Source organism: Corallococcus terminator (assembly GCF_003611635.1).
GTDB classification, from domain to species: domain Bacteria; phylum Myxococcota; class Myxococcia; order Myxococcales; family Myxococcaceae; genus Corallococcus; species Corallococcus terminator.
The window spans coordinates 26,992-49,612 of sequence record NZ_RAVZ01000022.1 but is presented as its reverse complement, the minus strand read 5'-3'; the positions used below and the strand labels follow the sequence as shown (position 1 = coordinate 49,612).

At 69.3% G+C, this 22,621-nt stretch carries 21 protein-coding genes; 15 read left to right on the top strand and 6 right to left on the bottom strand.

Going from position 1 to position 22,621, the window contains the following annotated elements:
* Nucleotides 1-250: 250 nt before the first annotated feature.
* The 3 genes from D7V88_RS05590 (at nucleotide 251) to D7V88_RS05580 (ending at nucleotide 4,385) form a co-directional block, all read left to right on the top strand.
* Nucleotides 251-2,050: a SpoIID/LytB domain-containing protein gene (locus D7V88_RS05590; protein WP_244237996.1), complete on the top strand. Its 1,800-nt coding sequence runs from the start codon at nucleotides 251-253 to the stop codon at nucleotides 2,048-2,050.
* A gap of 119 nt (nucleotides 2,051-2,169) precedes the next feature.
* The gene (locus D7V88_RS05585; protein ID WP_120539557.1) at nucleotides 2,170-3,408 is read left to right on the top strand and encodes an energy transducer TonB; all 1,239 of its coding nucleotides are present in this window, start codon (nucleotides 2,170-2,172) and stop codon (nucleotides 3,406-3,408) included.
* 77 nt (nucleotides 3,409-3,485) lie between these two features.
* On the top strand, nucleotides 3,486-4,385 hold the full coding sequence (locus D7V88_RS05580) for a cation diffusion facilitator family transporter (protein ID WP_120539556.1): 900 nt from the start codon (nucleotides 3,486-3,488) through the stop codon (nucleotides 4,383-4,385).
* Between the two features lie 74 nt (nucleotides 4,386-4,459).
* Here D7V88_RS05580 and gcvP read toward each other — a convergent pair whose 3' ends face one another.
* From gcvP to gcvT, 3 genes are all read right to left on the bottom strand, one after another.
* Nucleotides 4,460-7,366, bottom strand: a complete 2,907-nt coding sequence (gene gcvP, locus D7V88_RS05575; protein ID WP_120539555.1) for an aminomethyl-transferring glycine dehydrogenase — start codon at nucleotides 7,364-7,366, stop codon at nucleotides 4,460-4,462.
* A 105-nt stretch (nucleotides 7,367-7,471) separates the two neighbouring features.
* Nucleotides 7,472-7,855 carry a glycine cleavage system protein GcvH gene (gene gcvH, locus D7V88_RS05570; protein ID WP_120539554.1) on the bottom strand — a complete coding sequence of 128 codons (384 nt, stop codon included), beginning with the start codon at nucleotides 7,853-7,855 and terminating at the stop codon, nucleotides 7,472-7,474.
* Between the two features lie 41 nt (nucleotides 7,856-7,896).
* Entirely contained in the window at nucleotides 7,897-8,982 is a 1,086-nt protein-coding gene (gcvT, locus tag D7V88_RS05565) for a glycine cleavage system aminomethyltransferase GcvT (protein WP_120539553.1), read from the bottom strand.
* Between the two features lie 97 nt (nucleotides 8,983-9,079).
* On the opposite strand from gcvT, the gene metF reads away from it, so the two are divergent.
* The 3 genes from metF to D7V88_RS05550 are packed head-to-tail and all read left to right on the top strand — an operon-like array spanning nucleotide 9,080 to nucleotide 11,423.
* Nucleotides 9,080-9,952, top strand: a complete 873-nt coding sequence (gene metF, locus D7V88_RS05560; protein WP_120539552.1) for a methylenetetrahydrofolate reductase [NAD(P)H] — start codon at nucleotides 9,080-9,082, stop codon at nucleotides 9,950-9,952.
* Nucleotides 9,953-10,005: 53 nt separating this feature from the next.
* Nucleotides 10,006-10,371, top strand: coding sequence for a hypothetical protein (locus D7V88_RS05555; protein WP_341870654.1), 366 nt, complete (start codon nucleotides 10,006-10,008; stop codon nucleotides 10,369-10,371).
* Entirely contained in the window at nucleotides 10,368-11,423 is a 1,056-nt protein-coding gene (locus D7V88_RS05550) for a hypothetical protein (protein ID WP_208726132.1), read from the top strand. The genes D7V88_RS05555 and D7V88_RS05550 overlap by 4 nt, the downstream gene beginning before the upstream one ends.
* Before the next feature lie 9 nt (nucleotides 11,424-11,432).
* Here the strand turns inward: D7V88_RS05550 and D7V88_RS05545 are convergent, their stop codons facing one another.
* Nucleotides 11,433-12,368, bottom strand: a complete 936-nt coding sequence (locus D7V88_RS05545) for an ADP-ribosylglycohydrolase family protein (RefSeq protein ID WP_120539550.1) — start codon at nucleotides 12,366-12,368, stop codon at nucleotides 11,433-11,435.
* 162 nt (nucleotides 12,369-12,530) lie between these two features.
* On the opposite strand from D7V88_RS05545, the gene D7V88_RS05540 reads away from it, so the two are divergent.
* Nucleotides 12,531-12,842, top strand: coding sequence for a hypothetical protein (locus D7V88_RS05540; RefSeq protein WP_120539549.1), 312 nt, complete (start codon nucleotides 12,531-12,533; stop codon nucleotides 12,840-12,842).
* Nucleotides 12,843-13,022: 180 nt separating this feature from the next.
* A complete protein-coding gene (locus D7V88_RS42905) occupies nucleotides 13,023-13,199 on the top strand; it encodes a hypothetical protein (RefSeq protein WP_158625007.1) in 177 nt (58 codons plus the stop codon).
* Between the two features lie 55 nt (nucleotides 13,200-13,254).
* Here the strand turns inward: D7V88_RS42905 and folD are convergent, their stop codons facing one another.
* A complete protein-coding gene (folD, locus tag D7V88_RS05535) occupies nucleotides 13,255-14,106 on the bottom strand; it encodes a bifunctional methylenetetrahydrofolate dehydrogenase/methenyltetrahydrofolate cyclohydrolase FolD (protein WP_120539548.1) in 852 nt (283 codons plus the stop codon).
* 78 nt (nucleotides 14,107-14,184) lie between these two features.
* Between folD and D7V88_RS05530 the strand changes: the two genes are divergently transcribed.
* The 7 genes from D7V88_RS05530 to D7V88_RS05500 all read left to right on the top strand — a co-directional run bounded on the left by D7V88_RS05530 (nucleotide 14,185) and on the right by D7V88_RS05500 (nucleotide 21,594).
* The gene (locus D7V88_RS05530; RefSeq protein ID WP_244237995.1) at nucleotides 14,185-15,000 is read left to right on the top strand and encodes a TerB family tellurite resistance protein; all 816 of its coding nucleotides are present in this window, start codon (nucleotides 14,185-14,187) and stop codon (nucleotides 14,998-15,000) included.
* A gap of 23 nt (nucleotides 15,001-15,023) precedes the next feature.
* Entirely contained in the window at nucleotides 15,024-15,725 is a 702-nt protein-coding gene (locus D7V88_RS05525; protein WP_120539546.1) for a Smr/MutS family protein, read from the top strand.
* Nucleotides 15,726-15,761: 36 nt separating this feature from the next.
* Nucleotides 15,762-16,754: an adenosine deaminase gene (gene add / locus D7V88_RS05520; RefSeq protein ID WP_120539545.1), complete on the top strand. Its 993-nt coding sequence runs from the start codon at nucleotides 15,762-15,764 to the stop codon at nucleotides 16,752-16,754.
* 3 nt (nucleotides 16,755-16,757) lie between these two features.
* Nucleotides 16,758-17,858: a quinone-dependent dihydroorotate dehydrogenase gene (locus D7V88_RS05515; protein ID WP_120539544.1), complete on the top strand. Its 1,101-nt coding sequence runs from the start codon at nucleotides 16,758-16,760 to the stop codon at nucleotides 17,856-17,858.
* A gap of 181 nt (nucleotides 17,859-18,039) precedes the next feature.
* A complete protein-coding gene (locus tag D7V88_RS05510; RefSeq protein ID WP_244237994.1) occupies nucleotides 18,040-19,527 on the top strand; it encodes a hypothetical protein in 1,488 nt (495 codons plus the stop codon).
* 196 nt (nucleotides 19,528-19,723) lie between these two features.
* A complete protein-coding gene (locus D7V88_RS05505) occupies nucleotides 19,724-20,365 on the top strand; it encodes a hypothetical protein (RefSeq protein WP_120539542.1) in 642 nt (213 codons plus the stop codon).
* Nucleotides 20,366-20,427: 62 nt separating this feature from the next.
* A complete protein-coding gene (locus D7V88_RS05500) occupies nucleotides 20,428-21,594 on the top strand; it encodes a serine/threonine protein kinase (protein ID WP_120539541.1) in 1,167 nt (388 codons plus the stop codon).
* A gap of 110 nt (nucleotides 21,595-21,704) precedes the next feature.
* On the opposite strand, the gene D7V88_RS05495 is transcribed toward D7V88_RS05500, so the two are convergent.
* Nucleotides 21,705-22,472 carry an SDR family NAD(P)-dependent oxidoreductase gene (locus tag D7V88_RS05495; RefSeq protein ID WP_120539540.1) on the bottom strand — a complete coding sequence of 256 codons (768 nt, stop codon included), beginning with the start codon at nucleotides 22,470-22,472 and terminating at the stop codon, nucleotides 21,705-21,707.
* Nucleotides 22,473-22,621 lie beyond the last annotated feature (149 nt).

Here is a 22,621-nt window from a genome sequence, read left to right as displayed (position 1 = left end):
GTGGGGGCGTTGGCGGTGGACGCGGGGGGCTGGGTGGAGCCTGCCGGGTTGGACGACCCGCCCGAGCTGCCGCCACAAGCGCTCATACTCAAGAGCAGGGTGCAGGCAGCCAGGGAGGTCGCCAGGGGGTTTCGCTTCGTCAAGCCGTTGCCTCCGTGAATTCGCATGAACAGGGGCAACGCATGGCGTCGGGCGTTCTATTCACTGCCGGTCATCCAGGGTGAGACGCGCCGCAGTGGAAGGGAGGACCGTGACGCCTGACCGCGCGGCGGCTACGGTGCCGCCCGCCGTGTCCAAAGCCGTCCTCCTTCTGACCGCCCTGCTGCTCGCCTCCTGCGCCACGTCGGCGCCCGCCCCCGCTCCCGCGACACAAGGGCTGGGCGCACCGGAGGTCTCCTCGAACACGAAGCCCACCGCGCCCTCGACCACCGCCGACGCGGGCGTGTCGCTGGCGACGGGGGGCTCCCTGCCGGATCCGCTCACCTCCGGGCTGCCCGGGCCGCAGGACCTGAAGCGCCTGGACTTCCGCAACGGCGAACCCCACCTGCCCATCAAGCTGATGGAGGGCCGCGACGCGGTGACGTTCTCACCGCGCGGCCGGATGCGCCTGCGCTTCGGCGGACCGGACGACAAGATGCTGGATGCGCCCGCGGGCTCCCGGTGGACGGTGCGGGTGACGCAGGGCGAACCCGCGCAGTGGAGCGCGCGGCTGCAACTGGGCGAGTTCCGGTTCGCGGACAAGGCGGGCCTGACCGAGGCGCAGGAGACGTGGCGCGCCCGGGGGCTCGCGGTGCGCACGCACACGCTGGGCTCGGTGTACGGCATCGCGGGGAAGGTCATCGACAACCGGCGCTACCTGCTCCTGAGCGACGAGGCCCTCACGCCCCAGGCCGCCCAGGAGAAGCAGGCGGAGCTGCTGCGCCGCTACGGCCTGCGCACCACCCTCTTCGAGGAGGTCCGCAAGCCGTCGAGCGCCATCCTCGAGGTGAAGGATGAGAACGACGCGGTGGTGGGCCTCGCGCAGGACCGGCTGGACGCGGAGACGCCGGACGGCAGCGGCTTCGACGTGCGGCAGGTGGAGTACGGCGTGGGCTACGACTTCCACGCTTTCGAGGACCGCAGCTTCCGGGGCGCGATCCAGTTCGCCGTGGACCGCGCTGGCAAGCTCGCGGTGGTGAACGTGGTGCCGCTGGAGGATCTGCTCAAGGGTCTGGTGCCGTCGGAAATCTTCGCGCGCGCGCACCCGGAGGCGCTCAAGGCCCAGGCCGTCACCGCGCGGGGCGAGGTGCTGGCGAAGGTGGGCATCAAGCACCTGGCGGATCCGTACCTGCTGTGCTCGGAGCAGCACTGCGCGGTGTACCGGGGCCGCACCGGAGAAGCGGCCAGCACCACCGCCGCGGTGGAGGCCACCCGGGGCGAGGCGCTCTTCAGCAAGGACGGGCGGCTGGTGGACTCCGTCTACAGCGCCGTGTGCGGCGGCCACTCCGAGGACAACGACGTCGTCTGGGGAGGCCCGCCGGACCCCAGCCTGCGCGGCCGGCCCGACCTGCTGGAAGCCGCGCCGGACGTGCCCAGGCCGTCCTCCCTCAAGGCGTGGCTGGCCGCTCCGGACGTGCCCGCCGCATGCCGGCTGTCCAGCTTCGCCCAGCCGACGAAGTTCCGGTGGGAGAAGCGCTTCACGCAAGCGCAGGTGGACGCGCTCACGGAGAAGCTGGGCGTGGGGCCCATCCAGGCCTTGAGCCTGTCCGAGCGCGGGGTCTCCGGCCGGGCGAAGCTGCTCACCCTCGCCGGGCTGAAGGGCGCCACGCAGGTCCGGGGAGAGCTGAACATCCGGCGGCTCTTCGGGATGCTCAACAGCACCATGGCCACGGTGGAAGCCGAGCGGGACGCCGAGGGCCGCCTCACCGGGTGGCTGTTCCGGGGCGGCGGCTGGGGCCACGGCGTGGGCATGTGTCAGACAGGCGCCATTGGCCGGGCGGAAGCCGGGCAGCGCTATCCGGAGATCCTGCGCTACTACTTCAACGGCGCGGAGGTCGCCCCCATCTACTGAGGCGAAGAGGACAATTCGTGCGCATCCAATGCCGGGAACGCGAATCTCTTCGAGGCTTCTGGTGTTGTGGGCCGCACGTTCGGGACTGAAGAGGCGGTCCGGAGGTTTATCATCAGGCCGTGGGCAAGGGTTCCTCGACAGACTGGCGGGAGCGGCGCAAGCAGCGCGCGCCGTGGCGCTATCTGGTGGCGGCCGTCCTGGCGCTGCTGGGGCAGGCCGCCATCGTGGGGTTCGTGCTCCTGGCGTCCCTCCTCCAGACGAACCTGGCCGGTGAGAAGCGCCCCACGCCCCGGCCCACGTCGGTGGCGGTGCGCCCCCTCACGTCGGACCAGTGGGCGAAGAACCGGGGCCCCACGTCCCCCCAGGTGAAGCCCCGCCCCACCGAGAAGCGCGAGCCCAGGGAAGAGAAGAAGCCGGAGGAGACGAAGCCCCAGGGCCAGGTGGTGGACGTGGCGCCGGGAAATGATCAGGTGTCCCCGGACGCGAAGTACCTGGCGGAGAGCAACAACACCGTCCAGAAGGAGACGCGCGCCAAGGACCAGACGGCCAACTACCGCAACGCCATGCCCCAGCGGACGGCGCCCCAGAAGCAGGAGGGCGCACAGCAGGATCAGGTGCAGCCGCCGCGCGTGTCGGGCAACAACGGCCAGGGCGCGGACGACAAGCCGCAGACGCAGGGCGGCCAGAAGCCCTCCTTCGAGATGCCGGAGACGCGCCGCAAGCAGGAGATCGCCATGAAGACGGATCCGCGCGAGCAGGGCCCGGGCATGGCGGTGAAGAACCAGTCGGAGAGCCACTCCACCCCGGGCAACGCGAAGCGCCTGCGCATCCAGCCCGGCCAGGGCGACACCAACGAAGAGGACGGCTCCACCGGCCGCACCGGTTCGCCGGGGCTGGCCACGCTGATGCCGTCGCAGGCCGCGATGGACCGGGTGGTGGGCGCGGCGCCCAACGACATGCTCCGCGACCAGGAGGAAGGCGACGGCACCTTCCTCAACACGCGCGAGTGGAAGTACGCGAGCTTCTTCAACCGCGTGAAGCAGAGCGTGGGGATGCACTGGAACCCCAACGAGCAGCTTCGCGTGCGCGACCCGACGGGCAACATCTACTCCGGGCGCGACCGGCAGACGCTGCTCAGCATCACCCTGGACGAGCGCGGCGCGGTGAAGGACATCCAGGTGGAGAAGAGCAGCGGCCTGGACTTCCTGGACATGGAGGCGGTGGCGTCCTTCAAGCGCGCCCAGCCCTTCCCCAACCCGCCCTCCGGCCTGTTGACCCAGGACGCGACGGTGCGCTTCCAGTTCGGCTTCTTCCTGGAAATGGGCGGCGGCCCGCGGATGCGGCTCTTCCGGCAGTAGCCGCAGCGTCCGACGTCGGGCACCCGGACCCACCAGGGCCTCGCACCCGGCAAGCGGGGGCACTACCCTGCCCCGCCGTGGAAGCCACCCTCGTCGACCGAACCGCCGCGCTCCAGGACCGCAACCGCAAGGTCCGCTTCGTCCTGCTGGCCATCCTCGTGGCCAACTGGGTGGTGGCCGTCGCCAAGCTCGTCTTCGGGTTGATGGCCCACTCCGCGTCGGTGACGGCGGACGGGTTGCACTCGTTCATCGACGGCGGCTCCAACGTGCTGGGGCTGGTGGCGATGGGCGTGGCCTCCCAGCCGGCGGACGCGGACCACCCCTACGGCCACGGCAAGTTCGAAGCGCTCGCGTCGCTGGGCATCGGCGCGATGATTGGCGTGGGCATGCTGGAGCTGGGGCGCATGGCGTTCGATTCGCTCCTGCACGACAAGCACCCGACGGTGACGGCGACGATGGCGGGGGTGATGGTCTTCACGCTCATCATCAACCTCGTCGTCACGCGCGTGGAGCGGCACTACGGAGAGAAGTACAAGAGCGCGCTCCTGCTCGCGGACGCGAAGCACACGCTGTCGGACGTGTTCGTAAGCATCGCGGTGCTCGTCTCCATTGGCCTCGTGGCGCTGGGCTTTCCGCGCGCGGACGGCCTCATCGCGCTGGGCGTGATGGTCTTCGTCGCGTGGGTGGCCTACGGCATCGTCCGGCAGGCGGTGGGCATCCTCTCCGACACGGCGCGCCTGGACCCCGCGCAGGTGTCCCAGCACACGCTGGCGGTGTCCGGCGTGCGCTCGTGCCGCAACGTGCGCAGCCGGGGCATGGAGGAGAGCGTCTACGTGGACCTGAAGATTGAAGTGGACCCCCAGCTCACCACCGCGCAGGCCCATGAGGTCGCGGACCAGGTGGAGCAGACACTGCACGGCGCCTACCCGCAGGTGGTGGACGTCGTCGTGCACGTGGAGCCCGCCGGGCACCGCTGAAAACACGAGGGCCGCCTTCCCATGGATTCAGGAAGACGGCCCGGTGCTGACAGCGTGACAGACGCCCTGAGCGCCTAGGCGACCTTCTGCTCTGGCGACGCGTAGTCCTCAATGGGCGGGCACGAGCACACGAGCTTCCGGTCCCCGAGCACGTTGTTGAGGCGCCCCACGGACGGCCAGAACTTGTTGTCGCGAACCCACGGCGTGGGGAACACGGCCTGCTCGCGGGTGTAGGGGCGGTTCCACTCCGGCGCGGTGAGCGTGCGCGCGGTGTGCGGCGCGTTCTTGAGGACGTTGTTGTCCTTGGGCGAACGGCCCTCCTCCACGTCGCGGATCTCCTGGCGGATGGCGATCATCGCGTCGCAGAAGCGGTCCAGCTCCGCCTTGGACTCGCTCTCCGTGGGTTCAATCATCAGCGTGCCCGCCACCGGGAACGACACGGTGGGCGCGTGGAAGCCGTAGTCCATGAGGCGCTTGGCGACATCCTCCACCTCCACGCCCGCGGTCTTCTTGAGCGGACGCAGGTCCAGGATGCACTCGTGGGCCACCCGGCCGCGCTTGCCGCGGTAGAGCACCGGGTAGTGCGGCTGGAGGCGCTCGGCGATGTAGTTGGCGTTGAGGATGGCCAGCTTCGTCGCCTCCGTGAGGCCCTCGCCGCCCATCATCTGCACGTACATCCAGGAGATGAGCAGGATGCTGGCGCTGCCCCACGGCGCCGCGGAGATGGCGCCGATGGCGTCCGCCCCGCCCGTCGGGATGACCGGGTGTCCGGGCAGGAACTTCACCAGGTGGCTGGCCACGCAGATGGGGCCCATGCCCGGTCCGCCGCCGCCGTGCGGGATGCAGAACGTCTTGTGCAGGTTGATGTGGCACACGTCCGCGCCAATGTGGCCCGGCGCGGTGAGGCCCACCTGCGCGTTGAGGTTGGCGCCGTCCATGTACACCTGACCGCCGCGCTCGTGGATGATCGCGCAGATCTCGCGGATCTCCTCCTCGAACACGCCGTGCGTGGACGGGTACGTCACCATCAGCGCGGCCAGCCGGTCCTTGTACTCGTCCGCGCGGAGCTTCAGGTCCACAAGGTCGATGTTGCCGTTCTCGTCGCACTTGGTGACGACGACCTGGTAGCCGGCCATCACCGCGGAGGCCGGGTTGGTGCCGTGCGCGGAGGACGGGATGAGGCACACGTCGCGGTGCCCCTGCCCACGCGCCTGGTGGTACGCGCGGATGACGAGCAGACCCGCGTACTCACCCTGGCTGCCCGCGTTGGGCTGGAGCGAGCATCCGGCGAAGCCCGTCACCTGCGACAGCGCGTGCTCCAACTGCTCGAAGATGACCTTGTAGCCGGCCGCCTGCGAGGTGGGCGCGAACGGGTGCAGCTTGCTGAACTGGGGCCACGTCACCGGGATCATCTCCGCGGTGGCGTTGAGCTTCATGGTGCAGCTTCCCAGCGGAATCATGGAGTGCGTGAGCGACAGGTCCTTCGCCTCCAGCCGCCGCACGTACCGCAGCATCTCCGTCTCGGAGTGGTAGCGGTTGAAGATGGGGTGCGTGAGGAACGCGCTCGTGCGGCGCACCTCGGGGACGAGCGGGCTCTCCAGGTTGGCGGCCACGTCCTCCAGCACCACCGGCTGCGCGGACTTGTTCGCGCCCTGGATGAAGGCCGTGAGGATGTCCTCCACGTCCTTGGCGCGCGTCGTCTCGTCCAGCGCCAGGCCCAGCGTCTTGTCGTCGATGCGGCGGAAGTTCATCTTCGCGCCCTCGGCGGCGGCCAGCACGCCGCGCACCTGCGCCGTGGTCAGCTCCACGCGCAGCGTGTCGAAGAACTGCTCGTGGCGCGGCTTGAAGCCCAGCTTCGCAAGGCCCCGCGCGAGCACCGTCGTGAGCCCGTGCACGCGCTCCGCGATGGCCTTGAGGCCGTCCGGCCCGTGGTAGACGGCGTACATGCCGGCCATCACCGCCAGCAGCACCTGCGCGGTGCAGATGTTGCTCGTCGCCTTCTCACGGCGGATGTGCTGCTCGCGCGTCTGCAGCGCCATGCGCAGCGCGGGCAGGCCCTGCGAATCCTCGGACACGCCGATGAGGCGGCCCGGCATCACGCGGGTGTAGGCGTTCTTCGTGGCGAAGAAGGCGGCGTGCGGGCCGCCGTAGCCCAGCGGCACGCCGAAGCGCTGCGCGGTGCCCACCGCCACGTCCGCGCCGAACTCGCCCGGCGGCGTGAGCAGCGTGAGGCTCAACAGGTCCGCCGCGACGATGAGCAGGCCGCCCACCCCGTGCACCTTCTCGGCGAAGGCGCGGTAGTCATGCACCACGCCGTCGGTGGCCGGGTACTGCACCAGCGCGCCGAAGAACTTCTTCGCGGACAGGTCCACCGTGCGGTGGTCGCCCACGACGACCTCCACGCCCAGCGGCAGCGCGCGCGTGCGCACCACGTCCAGCGTCTGGGGATGGCAGGCGTCGGACACGAAGAACGCCGCGCCCTGGATGTCGCCCTTCACCGAGTGCAGCGCGAGGCCCATGGCCTCCGCCGCGGCGGTGCCTTCATCGAGCAGCGAGGCGTTGGCCACCTCCATGCCGGTGAGGTCCGTCACCATCGTCTGGAAGTTGAGCAGCGCCTCCAGCCGGCCCTGGGCGATCTCCGCCTGGTAGGGCGTGTACTGGGTGTACCAGCCCGGGTTCTGGAAGATGTTGCGCAGGATGACGTTGGGGACGTGGGTGTCGTGGTAGCCCATGCCGATGAAGGACCGGAACACCTGGTTCTTCGCGGCGAGGGTCTCAAGCTGCGCCAGGACCTCCATCTCCCCCCGGCCCGCGGGCAGCCGCAGCGGCTCCTGGGAGCGGATGGCCGGCGGCACGGTGCGCTCGATGAACGCATCGAGCGAGTCCACACCCAGCGTGGACAGCATCTGCTTCACTTCGGGGGCCTCCGGACCGATGTGCCGGCCGGCGAAGGACTCCTGGTACTTCCAGTTCAAGGACATGTCGGAAGGGCTCGCTGGAGGTGCGGAAGGGGTCGGCGTCCGAGCGGGTCGGAGCCTCGTGGAGCGTCTCTAACAACCGGGACGCGCCAGTTCTTGCGCGGAGGACTACTTCAGGAGCGCGCCGTACGCGGCGGCGTCCAGGAGCTTGCCTACCTGCTCGGCATCCGAGGGCTCGATCTCCGCGATCCACCCCGCGCCGTACGGGTCGGTGTTGATGATGGACGGGTTGCCGGTGAGCTCGTCGTTCACCTTCACCACGGTGCCGCTCAGGGGCGCGTACAGGTCCGACACGGCCTTGGTGGATTCGATGACGCCAAACTGCTTGCCCTCCACCAGTTGGGTGCCGAGCTTCGGCAGTTCCACGTAGACCACGTCGCCCAGCGCTTCCTGCGCGTGCGCGGTGACGCCCACGACCACGGTCTTGCCCTCGATGCGGGCCCACTCGTGTTCCTTCGTGTACTTCAGGTTCTGCGGGATGGAATCGGACATGGAGGTTGCTCCTCGCGAAGGTGCGGAGGGATGGAAGGGAATCAGGACTTCTTCAGGAAGGGGGTCTTCACGACGACCGCGGGCACGGCCCGGCCGCGGATCTCCACGTCGAAGGTGGAGCCCTCGGTGGCCAGCACGGCGGGCACGTAGCCCATGCCGATGGGCTTCTTCACCGTGGGGCCCTGCGTGCCGCTGGTGACTTCGCCCACGCGGGCGCCGTCCTTGAGGATGGGGTAGCCGTGGCGGGGGATGCCCGCGCCCGTGAGTTCGAAGCCCACGAGCTTGCGCTGCACGCCGGCGGCCTTCTGCGCGACGAGCGCGTCCTTGCCGATGAAGCCGCCCGGCTTGTCCAGCTTGACGATCCACCCCAGGCCCGCTTCCAGGGCGGTGTGGGCATCGTCGATGTCGTTGCCGTACAGCGCGTACTTCATCTCCGTGCGCAGCGAGTCGCGCGCGCCCAGGCCGCAGGCCTTCACCCCGTCCGGCTGGCCGGCCTCCAGGAGCGCGTCCCAGAGCCTCACCGCGTCGTCGGTGGCGCAGTACAGCTCGAAGCCGTCCTCGCCGGTGTAGCCCGTGCGGGAGATGATGGACTTCACGCCCGCGACCTCCCCTTCGGTGAAGCGGTAGGTGCCGACCTTGGACAGGTCCGCCTTCGTCAGCCGCTGCACGAGCCCGAAGGCCTTGGGGCCCTGGATGGCGATCTGCGCGAAGTCATCCCCCCGGTCCACCGGCGTCACGCCCTCCGCTCTCGCCTTCATCCAGGCGAAGTCCTTCTCGCGGTTGCTGGAGTTGACGCAGATGAGGATGTGCTCCGGGCTGAAGCGGTAGGCGACGACGTCGTCCACGAAACCGCCCAGGTCGTTGAGCAGGCCCGCGTAGACGGCCTGACCGTCCTGGATGCGCGAGAGGTCGTTGGAGATGAGCCGGTTCACCGTCTCCAGCGCGCCGGGGCCCCGGAACTCCACCTCGCCCATGTGGGACACGTCGAAGAGGCCGACGGCGGTGCGCACGGCCTCGTGCTCGGCGATGACGGAGCTGTACTGCACCGGCATGTCCCAACCGACGAAGTCGACCATCCGGGCCCCCAGCTTTCGATGGGCCTCGTTGAGGGGCGTGCGCCGGGTCATTGACTTCTCCATGGCAGGGGTGGCGAAACGGCGCGGACTATAGCGACGCACCTTCTCCGATCAAGGCCGACGCGGAAGGGTCTAAACTGCTCCGGACATGAAGATCCGCAACTGCCTCAATCCCTCCCAGCCGTGCTTCTCGTTCGAGTTTTTTCCTCCCAAGACGGACGCGGGCGTGGCCTCGCTCCTGCGCACGGTGGAGGAGCTGGCGCCGTTGAATCCGGGGTTCGTGTCGGTGACGTACGGGGCGGGCGGCAGCACCCGGGACAGGACGGTGGACCTGGTGACGCACATCAAGAAGCACACCGGCATCGAGGCCATGGCGCACCTGACGTGCGTGGGCCACGACCGGGACGAGCTTCGTGACGTGCTGCGCCGGCTCGACGCGGCGCGCATCGAGAACCTGCTCCTGTTGCGCGGGGATCCGCCGCAGGGGCAGCAGACCTATGAACCGGTGCCGGGCGGCTTCCGCTACGCGGAGGAGCTGGTGCGATTCGTCCGAGAAGAGGATTTCAACTTCTGCCTGGGGGGTGCGTGCTATCCGGAGGGCCACGTGGAGACGGCTTCACGCGAGGACGACCTCAAGCACCTGAAGGCGAAGGTGGATGCGGGGATGGACTTCGTGGTGACGCAGCTCTTCTTCGACAACGCCTTCTATTTCGACTTCGTGGAGCGGGCGCGACGGGCGGGCATCAACGTCCCCATCGTCCCCGGCATCATGCCCATCACCAACTATGAGCAGGTCCAGCGCTTCACGCGCATGTGCGGCGCCACGGTGCCCATGCGACTGGCGTTGCAGATGGAGCGCGTGAAGGATCAGCCGGACGCGGTGGTGCAGTTGGGCGTCGCGCACGCCACGGTGCAGTGCATGGAGCTGCTGGCGCGCGGCGTGCCGGGCATCCACTTCTACACGCTCAACAAGTCCCCCGCGACGCGGATGATCGTCAGCGCGCTGAGGGCCCGCTCATGAGCGGCCCGGGACCACAGTTGGCACCGGGGGATCCGCGCCAGAGGGTGTTCCTGATGGTGCGCTTCCCGGCGTTCTTCCAGCTCATCGTGGGCGTGCTGCACGTCACCTTCAGCCTGCTGGCGGCGGTGCTCGCGGCGCTCAAGGTGGCCTCCCCCTTCTCCGAGCCGGGCCAGCCGCCCGCAGTGCTGGAGTTCACGCTGGGCTTCACGCTGGCCATCGTGGTCGGCGTGGTCTGCGGGGCGCTGGCCATCTGGGGTGCCTGGAGCGCGATGAACCTCAAGGGGTATGGGCTCGCCATGGTGGGCGCCATCTGCGCCATGTACGCGCTGACGCCCGGGTGTTTCGTGGGGGTGCCGGTGGCGGCGTGGATGCTCTTCACGCTGCGCCGGGACGGAGTGCGCGAGGCCTTCGAGCCATGAACCCCCGCGCCGTGCGCACGGTGCGCTTCCTTCTGACGGGCGTGGGACACGTGGGCGTGCCCCTGCTGGAGATCCTCCAGTCGCGCGCGTCGCTGCTGATGGAGCGCTACCGGCTGGAGCTGGTCCCGGTGGGGATGGCGGACTCCGGCGGGGCCGCGGTGTCGCCGCACGGGTTGGACGTGGCGGCGGTGCTGGCGGCGAAGCGGGCGAAGTGTTCGGTGGCGTCACTGCCGGTGGTGGGCCGTCCGGGGATGACCGGGCAGGCGCTGGTGCGCGAGGTGAAGGCGGACCTGCTCCTGGAGGCCACGCCCACGAGCTTGAAGGACGGGCAGCCCGGGCTGGACATCACGCGGGACGCGCTGATGCGGGGCATTCCAGCGGTGCTCGCGAGCAAGGGGCCGCTGGTGCTGGGCTACCAGGAGCTGGCGGCGCTGAGCGACCTGGAGTCACCGGGCCGGCCTCCCTTGCGGTTCAGTGGCGCGGCGGGTGCGGCGATGCCGCTGGTGACGATGGGCATGAGGGACCTGGCCCTGGGGAAGCTGGGCCGGTTCGAAGGCGTGCTCAACTGCACCAGCCAGTTGCTCCTGAGCCGGATGGCGGAGGGCCGGACGTACGAGGCGGCGCTGGAGGAAGCGCAGGCGCTGGGCATCGCGGAGCCGGATCCGTCGCTGGACGTGGACGGCTGGGACACGGCGAGCAAGCTGGTCATCCTGGCCAACGCGGTGATGCGCGTGCCCACGACGCTGAAGGACGTGTCGGTGACGGGGATGCGTGGCGTGACGCGCGCGGAACAGGACGCGGCGCGGGCGAAGGGCGGCCAGGTGCTGCTGCTGGCGCGCGCGGAGCCGCTGGGTGCTGGCCGGTGGGAGTGGAGCGTGCGCCCCACCGTCGTGGACGCGGCCCATCCCCTGTCCCGGCTGGGCGCGATGGAGATGGGCGCGGTGTTCCGCAGCGACCTCCACGGAGTGAACACGATCATCAACGCGGAGCAGGGCGCCCGGGGCACGGGCGCCGCGATGCTGAAGGACGTGTTGGAGATCTTCCCGGACTGAGGTTCGCCGTCAGGGAGCGGACTTCAGCAGCCGGGCGAGGAGCGGCTCCACCAGCTCCTCGCCGCGCAGCATCGAACGCCAGCGGTGCGGAATCCCCTTCAGGCCGTACTGGAGGCCCGCGATGCCACCCGCCACCGCCGCCGTGGTGTCCGTGTCGTGGCCCAGCCGGATGGCGGCCTTGACGACCTCCTCGAAGGTGCGGCCCTGCGCCACGCAGTCCCGGGCGGAGCGCAGGCAGTCCACCACGTAGCCACTCCCCTTCCCCGGCGTCAGGTCCTCCGGGCGGACGTGCGCGTCCAGCTCCGCCCGCGCGGGGAACTCCTCCGTGTACAGCGCGCGAAAGGTGGCCACGGCCTCCGTCCACGGGTCCGCCGCGCCTTCCAAGATCCGCCGCGCCCAGAGGCAGTACACCGCGCAGCACACCTGCGAGCGCAGGTGCCCATGCGTGACGCGCGACTGCGCCATCGCATCCGAGGCCAGCGCCGCATCCGTGCCCCGGTGCCACAGCGCCAGGGGCAGCACGCGCATCAGTGAGCCATTGCCGTTGTCCCGCTCTCCATCCGGCCCGGAGAGCAGCGCGGGGGAGCCACCCCGGAGCCTTCCCAGCGCGTTGCGGGTCTGGATGCCCACGTCGAACACATGCCCGTCCACGGCGAGGTAGCCGCAGTCGTACCAGTTCACCAGACGCCGACCCAGGTCCTCGCAGTCGAGCCGCTTCTGGTGCGTCAGCGAATCCAGCAGGCACAGTGCATGGGCGCCATCATCCGACCAGGTGCCGGGCGGTACGCCATCGTGCGCACGGTCGAACCCCGGGGGCGGTGTGTACTCAATGGTCTCCGGCGGTGGAATCCTTTCAGGACCGTGAAACTCATACGGGACGCCCAGGGCATCACCAATGAGCAGGCCATACAGCCCTCCCGACAGGTGTTCTTCGCGGCTCGTCATTCCAACCTCTTTAATCCAGGGGACGCCCCTCGCAAACCGCTCCTGACCGCGAATTTTCCAATCTCACGCTCGCCCGAGACGGCCTGCCCGCATGCCTCGCGGCGGAATGGAAATACAGGCTACACTTCGTTTGCAGTTTCCTTTCTCCAGGAAGGCCCCCTCATGAGAAGGCAGACGCGGATGCAGTGGATGGGAATGGTGTCTGGCGCGGGAATGCTGTTGCTGGCTTGCGGCCCCGAAGCGGCGCAGCCAGCGCCGGCCGAAGCCGCGACTTCCGATCAGGAGGTTCGCGCCATGGCGCCGCCCACCAGTTGTGACCCGAGCGTCGATCTGGACTGGTGCCTCGTGCGCAGCAACCGGGTGCAGTGCGCGGATGGGTTCCAGATGTATGCCTACTCCACGCCGGACGGCTGGTGCATCGAGCGCGATATCTGCAAGAACCACCGGGGCCCCATCATCTGCCCCAACTGGTAGTCGGGTGGGATTGTTGGACATTCCTTGAACTCATACGGAGGCAGGCCCATGCGAAGGCAGACACTGATGAAGTCCGTGGGAATGATGTTTGGCGCGGGAATGCTTTTCCTTGCATGCGGACCCGGCGCGGCGGAGACACCGCAGGCTGAATCTTCAACATCAGACGGACGAATCCAAGCCATGGCCCCGCCCGATAGCTGTGACGAAAGCGTCGACATCGGATGGTGTCGCGTCTCCAGCGACAGGGTCCGGTGCAACAGCGGCATCCAGATGTATGCCTACTCCACGCCGGATGGCTGGTGCATCCCTCGCGATGTCTGCAAGAACCACCGGGGCCCCATCATCTGCCCGGAATAGCCTCTCGTGTTCCAGCATCCCTGCCCACACCGGGCAGGGAGGTCCACGGCGCGCCCTACTTCCCGGCGCGCTGCGCCGCTTCCAGCGTGTTCTTCATCAGCATGGCGATGGTCATCGGGCCCACGCCGCCGGGCACCGGGGTGATGAACGACGCGCGCTCGGCCGCCGCGGCGAACTCCACGTCGCCCACCAGCTTGCCGTCCGCCTTGCGGTTCATGCCCACGTCGATGACGACCGCGCCGGGCTTGATCCACGCGCCCTTCACCAGCTCCGGCACGCCCACGGCCACCACCAGGATGTCCGCCTGGGCCACCTCCGCCGGCAGGTCGCTCTTGCGGTGACACACCGTCACCGTCGCGTCCTTCTGGAGCAGCATCAGCGCCTGGGGCTTGCCCACGATGTTGCTGCGGCCCACCACCACCGCCCGCTTGCCCGCCGGGTTGCACCCGACCTCCTCCAACAGCCGCATCACGCCCCAGGGCGTACACGCGCGCGTCGCCGGCCGCCCCAGGAGCAGGTTGCCCGCGTTCAGCGGGTGGAAGCCGTCCGCGTCCTTCTCCGGCTTCACCGCGGAGATGATGGCGTCCGCGTCCAGGTGCTTGGGCAGGGGCAGTTGCACCAGGATGCCGTGCACCGCCGGGTCCTCGTTGAGCCGGTGCACCAGCGCCAGGAGCTCCTCCTGGGTGATGGTCTCGTCCGGGTGGTGCTCCCAGGAGTTGAAGCCCACCTCCTCGGCGGCCTTCTTCTTTCCCGTCACGTAGACTTTCGAGGCGGGATCCTCACCTACACGCACCACCGCGAGCCCGGGGGTGATGCCGCGCTCCGCCTTCAGGCGCGTCACCTCCTCCTTGATTTCCGCCCGCACGCGCGCCGCCACTGCCTTGCCGTCGATCAACTGGGCCGTCATGCGACGCACCTTATGCAAAACTGGGTGGATTCAAGGGAGCGAAGCGAAGCCATGGGCGCAGGAAAAGTTCTCGGGGCGATGGTTGGACTCGTGGTCGGCCTCCTCATTGGCGGGCCCCTGGCCATCGTGCTCGCCCTCATCGCGGGCTTCGCCGTCGGCCATTATTTCGACGAGCAGAACGCCCCTCCGCCGTCCAACCCGGAGCTGTTCTCCGACTTCTCCGACTTCCCGGCCGCCTCCAAGCGCCCCGCCCCCCGGGGGGACGGCCCCATGCCCGGGGAGCACCGCGCCGTCGAAGCCCCACCGGAGGATCCGCTCGACCGTGAAATCGTCGCCCTCTTCATGGACGTGGCCCGCGCGGACGGCGAGCTGCGCCGCGAGGAGGTCCGGGAGATCCGCCGCTACTTCGAGGAGGTCCTCCACGCCGACCCCCACACCATCCAGGCGGTGGGCCGGTACCTGAAGGCGTTCATCGCCAAGCCCGCCTCGCTCAAGGCGCCCGCCGCGCTCAAGGCCTGCCAGGAAGCCCTCCCGGCGGACGAGCGGCTGCGTCTCCTGGACGCGCTCTACGAGATGGCGCTCGCGGACGGTCACATGCAGCGCTCGGAGACGGAGGTCCTGCGCCGCACGGCGGACGGCCTGGGCATCCCCGACGAGCAGATCCAGGCCCTGGCCCGCCAGCACCTGGGCGATGACACCCCCCACTTCGTCGCCCTGGGCCTCAAGCCGGACGCCACCAACGCGGAGGTGAAGGCCGCCTTCCGCAAGCTCGCCGCCGCCCACCACCCCGACAAGTTCACCCAACTGGGCCCCAAGGCCGCCGAAAAGGCCGCCCGCCGGTTCCAGGAAGTCCGCGACGCCTACGAGACGATCCGGAAGCTGCGCGACCTGTAGCCGGGTTAGAAACAGGGAATCCCATGAGCAAGCAGCCCCCGAAGAAGAAGGAAGCGGCCTTCCAGAACAACCCCTTCAAGTCCGCCATCAAGACGCTCCAGGACCAGGAGAAGCAGGAACAGCAGAAGGCCGCCGCCGAAGCCGCCGCGAAGAAGAAGGTCGTCGCGAAGCCGGTGAAGGCCGCCAAGGCCCGGCCGGAGGACGACGATGTCGGCCTCTTCTTCTCCGCCATGGACGGCGTGCACCAGATCACCAACCGGGGAGAAGCCCCCAAGACGAACCCGCGCCTGCCGGAGCTCATCGACGACAACGCGGAGGCCCTGGCCCAACTGTCGGAGCTCGTCGCCGGCGAAGGCGGCTTCGACGTCGCGGACTCGAACGAGTTCATCGAGGGCGCGGCTCCCGGCGTCGACCGCAACCTGCTGCGCTCGCTGCGCCGGGGCGACTTCTCCGTGCAGGACACCCTGGACCTGCACGGCAAGACGGCCGCCGAGGCCCGGAGCGCCGTGGAGCGCTTCCTGTCCGACAGCCAGCGCTCCAAGAAGCGCTGCGTCCTCATCGTCCACGGGCGCGGTTTGAACTCCAAGGACCAGGTGCCCGTGTTGAAGGAGGGCATGAAGGTGTGGCTGTCGCAGAAGCGGATGGAGCGGATGGTGCTGGCGTACGCCAGCGCACGCCCGCAGGACGGCGGGACGGGCGCGGTGTACGTGCTGCTGCGCCGATAGCTTTACGCGTGGCCGTGGCTGTGCATACATGCCGCCATGGTTCGCGACCTCATCGACCTTCATATCCACGTGGGTGGCGCGGTAGCCCCGCACATCCTGTGGTCCATTGCCCACCAGCAGGGCTTCAAGCTCCCGGTCAAAAACTACTTCGACTTCGTGGAGCTCATCACCTCCCGTCCGGGCAAGGTGGGCAGCCTCGACGACTACCTGAAGATCCTCCACACCTGGACGGAGAAGATCCAATCCTCTCCCAGCGCCATCGAGCGCTCCGTCTACGAGGTGATTGGCAAGGAGTACCGGGGCAGCCGCGTCACGCAGATTGAACTGCGCTTCAACCCGATGAAGCGCAACCTGTCCTCCGAACTGGACCTGGACCACATCATCCACGCGGCGCTGCGGGGCATGGACCGCGCGGTGCTGGAGTACGGCGTGAAGGTGGGCTTCATCTTCTGCCTGGCCCGCGAGTTCGACCACAAGCTCAACAGCATCATCGTGGAGAAGGCCATCAAGTACCGCTCGCGCGGCGTGTACGGCATCGACCTGGCCGGCACGGAGCGCGACGCCATGGAGCACAAGCCCGCGCTCGCGGAGTACGAGGACCTGTACGCCCGCGCGCGCAAGGGCGGCCTCAAGTGCACCGTGCACACCGGCGAGACGGCCGGCACGGGCTCCGAGGGCCTGATGGCGGCGGTGGAGAAGCTCAAGCCGAACCGCATCGGCCATGGCATCCGCGCCGCCTACGACGAGTCCGCCATGAAGGTCCTGCGTGAGAACAACATCACGCTGGAGCTGTGCCCCACGTCCAACATCCACACCAAGGCGGTGGCGGACCTGGCCGAGCTCAAGCACATCATGCAGACGTTCTGGGACCGCAAGGTGAAGTTCACCATCAACACGGACGGCCCCTACCTGCTGGAGACGGACATGCGGCGGGAGATTGAGATCGTCGAGTCCAACAACCTGCTCACCACCGAGCAGGTGGACCAGGCACTCGCGTGGGCACGCGAGGCGTCCTTCATTCCGGCCTGACGCATGTACGGCTTCACGCGCTCGCTGCTCTTCACGCTGCCCCCGGAGCCCGCCCACCGGCTGGGGATGTCGGGGCTCGCGGCCCTGGGGCGCATGCCGTCCCTCTGCCAGTCGATGCGCGAGCGCACCCTGCGCCAGGCGCCCATGGACCTGTCCGTGGAGCTGGCCGGGCTGCGCTTCGCCCATCCGGTGGCGCTCGCCGCCGGGCTGGACAAGGACGCGGAGGCCGTGGACGGGCTCTTCGCCTGCGGCTTCTCCGCCGTGGAGATTGGCACCGTCACGCCGAAGCCCCAGCCCGGCAACCCGAAGCCGCGCCTGTTCCGCCTGCCGGAGCACCGCGCGGTCATCAACCGCATGGGCTTCAACAACCACGGCGCGGCCACCGCCGCGTCGCACCTGACGGGCCGCGCGTGGAAGCCCGGCCCGCTGGGCGTGAACATCGGCAAGAACAAGGACACGCCGCTGGAGCGCGCGGTGGATGACTACGTGGCGTGCGTGGACGCGCTCGCGCCGCTGGGGGACTACGTCGTCGTCAACGCGTCCTCGCCCAACACGCCGGGCCTGCGCACGCTCCAGGAGCCGGAGCAGTTGTCCGCGCTCCTGCGCGCGGTGCAGGAGCGGATGGGACAGGTGGCGCCGGGCACGCCGCTGTTCCTGAAGATCGCCCCGGACCTCACCCCGGAGGCCGTGGACGAGGTGGTGGACGTGGCGCTGGAGCGGGGGCTGTCGGGCCTCATCGCAACCAACACCACCATCACCCGCCCCTTCGAACACAAGCACTCGAAGGAGGCCGGAGGGCTCTCCGGCGCCCCCGTGCGCGAGCTGTCCAACGCCGTCATCCGCCGCGCGTACCAGCGCAGCCGGGGCACCCTGCCCCTCATCGGCGTGGGCGGCGTGTTCACCGCCCAGGACGTCTACGAGAAGCTGCGCGCGGGCGCCACCGTGGTGCAGGTGTACACGGGTTTCATCTACGAAGGCCCGGGCATGGTGGGCCGCATCCTGGGGGACCTGGGTGCGCTGCTGTCCCGCGACGGCTTCGCCACCGTGCGCGATGTGATTGGCGTGGACGCCCATCCGGGCGCGCCTGTCGCGGCTACCCCCTAGCCGCGCCGCGCCGGGAAACGCTGTCCTGCGACCTCTGCCACCGGACTGTAGGTGCACTCCGGTGGCGGGCTTCAATGTCGCGCAGGCATCACCCACATGCCCTTGAGGACGGGTGTCCGTCCACCCCCAGGCTCCCCAACGTCCGTCGGCTTTCGCGAAGAGCCAAGGAGCGGACATGCGCATGAAGGCGTGGTGGGCCGTGGTCGGAGTGGGGCTGGTGGGCTGTGGCGGAGTGGAACCCGACGCGGAGGCGGAGGCGGCCCCTCGGGATTCTACAGTCCAGGCCCAGGCGTGCGCCCCCGGGGTGGCGGTGAAGGTGAAGGACGTCATCGCGCCGGGCACCCCGCCTCCGCCGCCCTGGCGTCCCAGTCCCTACGGCCTGTCGAACTTCCAGGGCACGCTCTACTTCGCGACGGATGTCGTCGGCGGACAGGCCACGTTGTGGAAGAGCGACGGGACGACCGCGGGCACCGTCCCGGTGAAGGAGTTCCCCGCCCAGGGCACCACCGGCTACCGGGAGCTGAGCGGCTTCACCGCCGTGGGCTCGCAGCTCTTCTTCATCGTCGGCGATGCGGTGCTGGGGCGGGAGCCGTGGGTCACCGACGGCACGGAGGCGGGCACGCGGCTCGTCGTGGACCTCACCCCGGGGAGTGAGGGTTCGCAACTGTCGAGCTTCGCCGCGCTGGGCGGCGCGCTGGGCTTCTTCCGCACCGTGCCGGTGACGACGCCCGCGGGCGGGCGACGGTTGGAGTCGTGGAGGTCGGATGGCACGGCCGCCGGGACGGTCCGCGTGGTGGACTTCGGGACGCAGACCACGCTCCAGGCAAGCACCGTGATTGCGGGAGGCGTGCAGTTGTTCTTCCTCCAGGACGCGGTGAATGGCACGCGGCTGTGGCGGACCGACGGCACGGCGACGGGCACCTACGTCATCAAGGCACTGGACGCGGGCGAGCCCCTGGTGAGCGACGTCCGGGGCACGACTGGCGGCATCGTGTTCGCGCTGCGGGATGCGGGCAACACGGAGATCTGGAAGTCGGACGGCACGGCGGCGGGCACCGTGCGGCTGGAGACGTTCGGCCACGTCGCGAGCCTGCTCGGCGTCCTCGGCTCCCACGCCTACGTCTCCTACGGCACGGCGGATGACCGGTTGAGGTTGGCGCGCGTGTCCTTGTCGGGCGGAGGCAAGGCGACAGTGACGACCCTGCCCAACCCCTTCGGGGGAGAGTCCGGTGCGCAGCCGTACCTTCAGATCGCGACGACGGCGGGCAGCAAGCTCTACCTGTCGGTCGCCATCGGCTCGACGGGGCCTGCGCCTCGCAAGGTGGACCTCTGGGTGACGGATGGCACGGCGGCGGGGACGCTGTGGCTGAGCGACGGACTGAGCACGTCGGATGAGAACTGGTCGCCCCTCTTCAATACCGGCAGCGGCACCCTCCTCTTCGGCAAGGCAGGCCCCAACGACGGCCAGGAGCCCTGGGTGACGGACGGAACGGTCGCCAACACGGGCCGCGTCGCGGACATCCATCCGGATGGAGGCTCCAGTCCCCAGTCATTCCGCCGCATCGGGGATCGGATCTTCTTCGTCGCCAACGGTGGGCCCCCGGGCAACGCGCTGTGGGCCATGCCCGCCAACGTCACCTGCCCTGCGCTGGCCCCCGAAGCCCGGTAGGCCCGAGCGGATCCGCGCGCGACCGTCTTGGGGGAAACCCTGATCCGGATCCGCGCGCCCCACCTCCCCGGCGGGCCCTGACGCAGGCCGCCGTGGGAGGTAGGACGCGGAAGTTTGATTTCCTGGGAGACAGGGGAAACTCTGAACACTCCCCCGACGATGATGGGGGAGGGAAATCCGCCGTCCGAGGTGCTCCGTGAAGATCCTCCGCCCGCTGTCGAGTGCCACGCCGTCCGTGCAGTCCCCTCCGCGGTTGGATCCTCCGGTGGCCCCGCCCGCGCAGGGGCGGCTGGAGCCGGTGAAGCCGGACCTCTTCGACCGTCCCAACGCCGCCTCCGACCGCGCCCTGGGGGCCTCGGGCCAGAGCATCTCCGTCGGCGGGCGTGGCAGCTCGAACGCGACCCTGTCCGCGTTCAAGCCCGACAGCGCCTCGCAGGTGATGCCGGACCACTTCGAAGGCGGTCCGCGCCCCGAGCACACGGGGGCCCAGCCGTTGGCGTCGGGCTCCAGCGTGAGGGGCGGCGGCGGCGGACACTCCGGAGCCGTTTGCGTGAGCTGCGAGATGCCCCCCGAGAAGACGGAAGAGGCAGCACCGAAGCCGATGGGTTCGGAGTGGGGTTCCAAGATCGCCCGGGCCGTGGCGGAGCTGATGAAGACGATGCAGGCCGAGCCGCCCACGGAGGTGCCCGCGGATGCGGCGCGCGGCGGTCGGATCTCCACGGGTGAGAGCAGCCGGAAGTCGGGCTCGACGCACTCGAAGGGCGCCCAGGCGCGCGAAGGCGCCGAGGAAGACGCGGTCCCGCCCCAGGACAGCTCCCGGGTGGCGTCCAACGGCTGACGCGAGCAACAGCGGTCTTCCCCCAGCGGCCCTGGCGTCAGTGGCGGTAGGCTTGCCCCGGAATGAATGACGTCCAGCGGCTGGGGCCGTACCGCATCCTGCGGGAGATTGGCGAAGGCGGCATGGGGCGCGTCTCGCTCGCGGAGCGCGAGGGCTGGGACGCCCCGGTCGTCCTCAAACGCATCCACTCCGAGCACGCGGCCGACATCCGCTTCCGCCGCCGTCTGTTGCGGGAGGCGGAGGTGGCCGCGGGCCTGCATCACCTCAACGTGGTGCGGGTGTTGGAGACGGGCGTCATCGACGACCAGGTCTACCTGTCCATGGAGTACGTGGCGGGCTCCAGCCTGGCGCACATCCACGCGGCGAGCCGGCCGGAGCTGTTGCCACTGGCGCCAGTGCTGGATGCCATCGCACAGGCGTGTGATGGGCTTGCGTACGTGCACCGCTTCGTCAATCCGGAGTCGGGCAAGTGGATGGAGCTCATCCACCGCGACGTGTCGCCAGACAACCTGCTGCTGTCCTTCACCGGCACGGTGAAGATCGCGGACTTCGGCATCGTGAAGACGTCCGAGGGCACGCAGACAACGTCGGGCGTGGTGATGGGGAAGCTGGCGTACATGTCCCCGGAGCAGATCCGCGACGAGCCGCTGGATGCGCGGGCGGACCTGTATTCGCTGGGTGTTTGTCTTTACGAGCTGCTGGCGGGGCGGCGGCCATTTCCCATCCAGCGGGGTCGGGCGGTGATGGAGTCGGTCCTGTACGACGCGCCCCCACCGCTCACGCCGATGCGTCCCGGTATTCCTGCGTCACTGGTGTCGCTGGTGGAGACGCTGCTCGCGAAGGACCGCCGGGCGAGGCCCACGGAAGCAACCGAAGTGGCCAAGGCGCTGCGCGCGGAGCTGGCCACGTTGGGCGAGCCCCCGCACTTCCCTTCCCGGCTGATGGAGCCGCCCGTCCCCATGCCGCCCAAGCCACGGCGGGCCCCACCCGGGCCCGTGCCGGAGGCGCCCGCTCCACCTCCGGCCACGGAGGTGATGCGCACGGAAGCCCTGCCCACGCGGCCCGTGGAGCGCGCGGCCCCCCCGCTGAGATCGGAATCACCGACCCAGTTCGTGGGGCCCCGGGTCTTCCCGGTGCGGCCGCCGGAACAGCCCTCGCGCAAGTGGATGGCCCTTGGCGTGACGGGCAGCCTGCTCGCGGCAGCGGTGGCGGCCTGGTGGCTGAGCTGACTCAGGGACGGGCGTGTGGCCCATCGCCGCATCCTTCAGCGAGTTCCTGGCCAGCGGGGACGACTTCTCCTGGCTGAGCAGTGCCCCCGAAGCGTTGAGCCCCCTGGCACTCAGAAGAGCGCGGTGCCCGTGAGGTCCGCGAGTCTGTCAATGAGCTGATCCTGGAAGCCAGGATCGAGTGCCTCCGCGGCCGGCGTCTGCTGTTTCCGGTGATGCCAATACCCGCCGCTGACTGTCGCCGCCGGAGCACCGCTGACGGCGAGCCAGGTCTGGGTGAGGTGCCCCATTTCGAGGTCATCGGGAGCCCCGGCGCCCCCCATCCTGGTGGGGACCCAGCCGGGGTCAACAGCGTTGCTCTTCACATCCGGCCAGTGGCGCGCGACCGCGAGGGCGAGCGCGGTGACGTGGAGCTTGCTTTCGGAATAGGCCTGGATGGCATTCCAGCTCCGCTCCGTCCAGTCGAGGTCGCGGAGCGAGCCGCTGCCTCCGTGGTGCATCCCACTGCTGAGATAGATCAGGCGATCCGGACGTTCCATCAAGGCGGTGAGCAGATAGGGCGCAAGAACGTTCACAGCCAGGATCCGTGCGTGCCCTTCGGGTGTCATTCCCCGTACCGGCTCAAGATAGACGCCAGCATTGTGGATGACGGCGTCCATGCGACCGAGTCCGTTGACCTGGACAGCGAGGGCACGTGTCTCGACCGCGCTGCTGAGATCCCCGATGACGACGCCCGCGGCATTCGAAGCCAGGTCCGAGAGGGAGGATGCGCGCTCCTGGCTGCGTGCATGCAACACGACCTGGTGGCCTTCGTTCATGAGCGTGCGGGCGGCGGCACGGCCAAGGCCGTCAGTCGATCCGGTGATGAAGATACGTGCCATGGCGGGATGCCTCCTTCCTGGGTTCGGGAGGGTGCTCGTGTTCTCGCGGGTCCGCACGCGAGAACACGAGGGGATCGTTGATGGCAATCAGTCGGGGAACTGAAACACGCAATTGTCGACGTTGAGCGAGTCAGGGTCGGAGTCAATCC

Excerpts from the sequence above, each read along its gene's own strand:
- D7V88_RS05495 (WP_120539540.1), bottom strand. The coding sequence starts at position 22,472 with ATGGCACGTATCTTCATCACCGGATCGACTGACGGCCTTGGCCGTGCC.
- D7V88_RS05500 (WP_120539541.1), top strand. The coding sequence starts at position 20,428 with ATGAATGACGTCCAGCGGCTGGGGCCGTACCGCATCCTGCGGGAGATT.
- folD (WP_120539548.1), bottom strand. The coding sequence starts at position 14,106 with ATGACGGCCCAGTTGATCGACGGCAAGGCAGTGGCGGCGCGCGTGCGG.
- gcvT (WP_120539553.1), bottom strand. The coding sequence starts at position 8,982 with ATGACCCGGCGCACGCCCCTCAACGAGGCCCATCGAAAGCTGGGGGCC.
- D7V88_RS05525 (WP_120539546.1), top strand. The coding sequence starts at position 15,024 with ATGAGCAAGCAGCCCCCGAAGAAGAAGGAAGCGGCCTTCCAGAACAAC.
- D7V88_RS05540 (WP_120539549.1), top strand. The coding sequence starts at position 12,531 with ATGAGAAGGCAGACGCGGATGCAGTGGATGGGAATGGTGTCTGGCGCG.
- metF (WP_120539552.1), top strand. The coding sequence starts at position 9,080 with ATGAAGATCCGCAACTGCCTCAATCCCTCCCAGCCGTGCTTCTCGTTC.
- gcvH (WP_120539554.1), bottom strand. The coding sequence starts at position 7,855 with ATGTCCGATTCCATCCCGCAGAACCTGAAGTACACGAAGGAACACGAG.
- gcvP (WP_120539555.1), bottom strand. The coding sequence starts at position 7,366 with ATGTCCTTGAACTGGAAGTACCAGGAGTCCTTCGCCGGCCGGCACATC.
- D7V88_RS05545 (WP_120539550.1), bottom strand. The coding sequence starts at position 12,368 with ATGACGAGCCGCGAAGAACACCTGTCGGGAGGGCTGTATGGCCTGCTC.
- D7V88_RS05515 (WP_120539544.1), top strand. The coding sequence starts at position 16,758 with ATGTACGGCTTCACGCGCTCGCTGCTCTTCACGCTGCCCCCGGAGCCC.
- add (WP_120539545.1), top strand. The coding sequence starts at position 15,762 with ATGGTTCGCGACCTCATCGACCTTCATATCCACGTGGGTGGCGCGGTA.
- D7V88_RS05550 (WP_208726132.1), top strand. The coding sequence starts at position 10,368 with ATGAACCCCCGCGCCGTGCGCACGGTGCGCTTCCTTCTGACGGGCGTG.
- D7V88_RS05555 (WP_341870654.1), top strand. The coding sequence starts at position 10,006 with ATGGTGCGCTTCCCGGCGTTCTTCCAGCTCATCGTGGGCGTGCTGCAC.
- D7V88_RS05530 (WP_244237995.1), top strand. The coding sequence starts at position 14,185 with ATGGTTGGACTCGTGGTCGGCCTCCTCATTGGCGGGCCCCTGGCCATC.
- D7V88_RS05510 (WP_244237994.1), top strand. The coding sequence starts at position 18,040 with ATGAAGGCGTGGTGGGCCGTGGTCGGAGTGGGGCTGGTGGGCTGTGGC.
- D7V88_RS42905 (WP_158625007.1), top strand. The coding sequence starts at position 13,023 with ATGGCCCCGCCCGATAGCTGTGACGAAAGCGTCGACATCGGATGGTGT.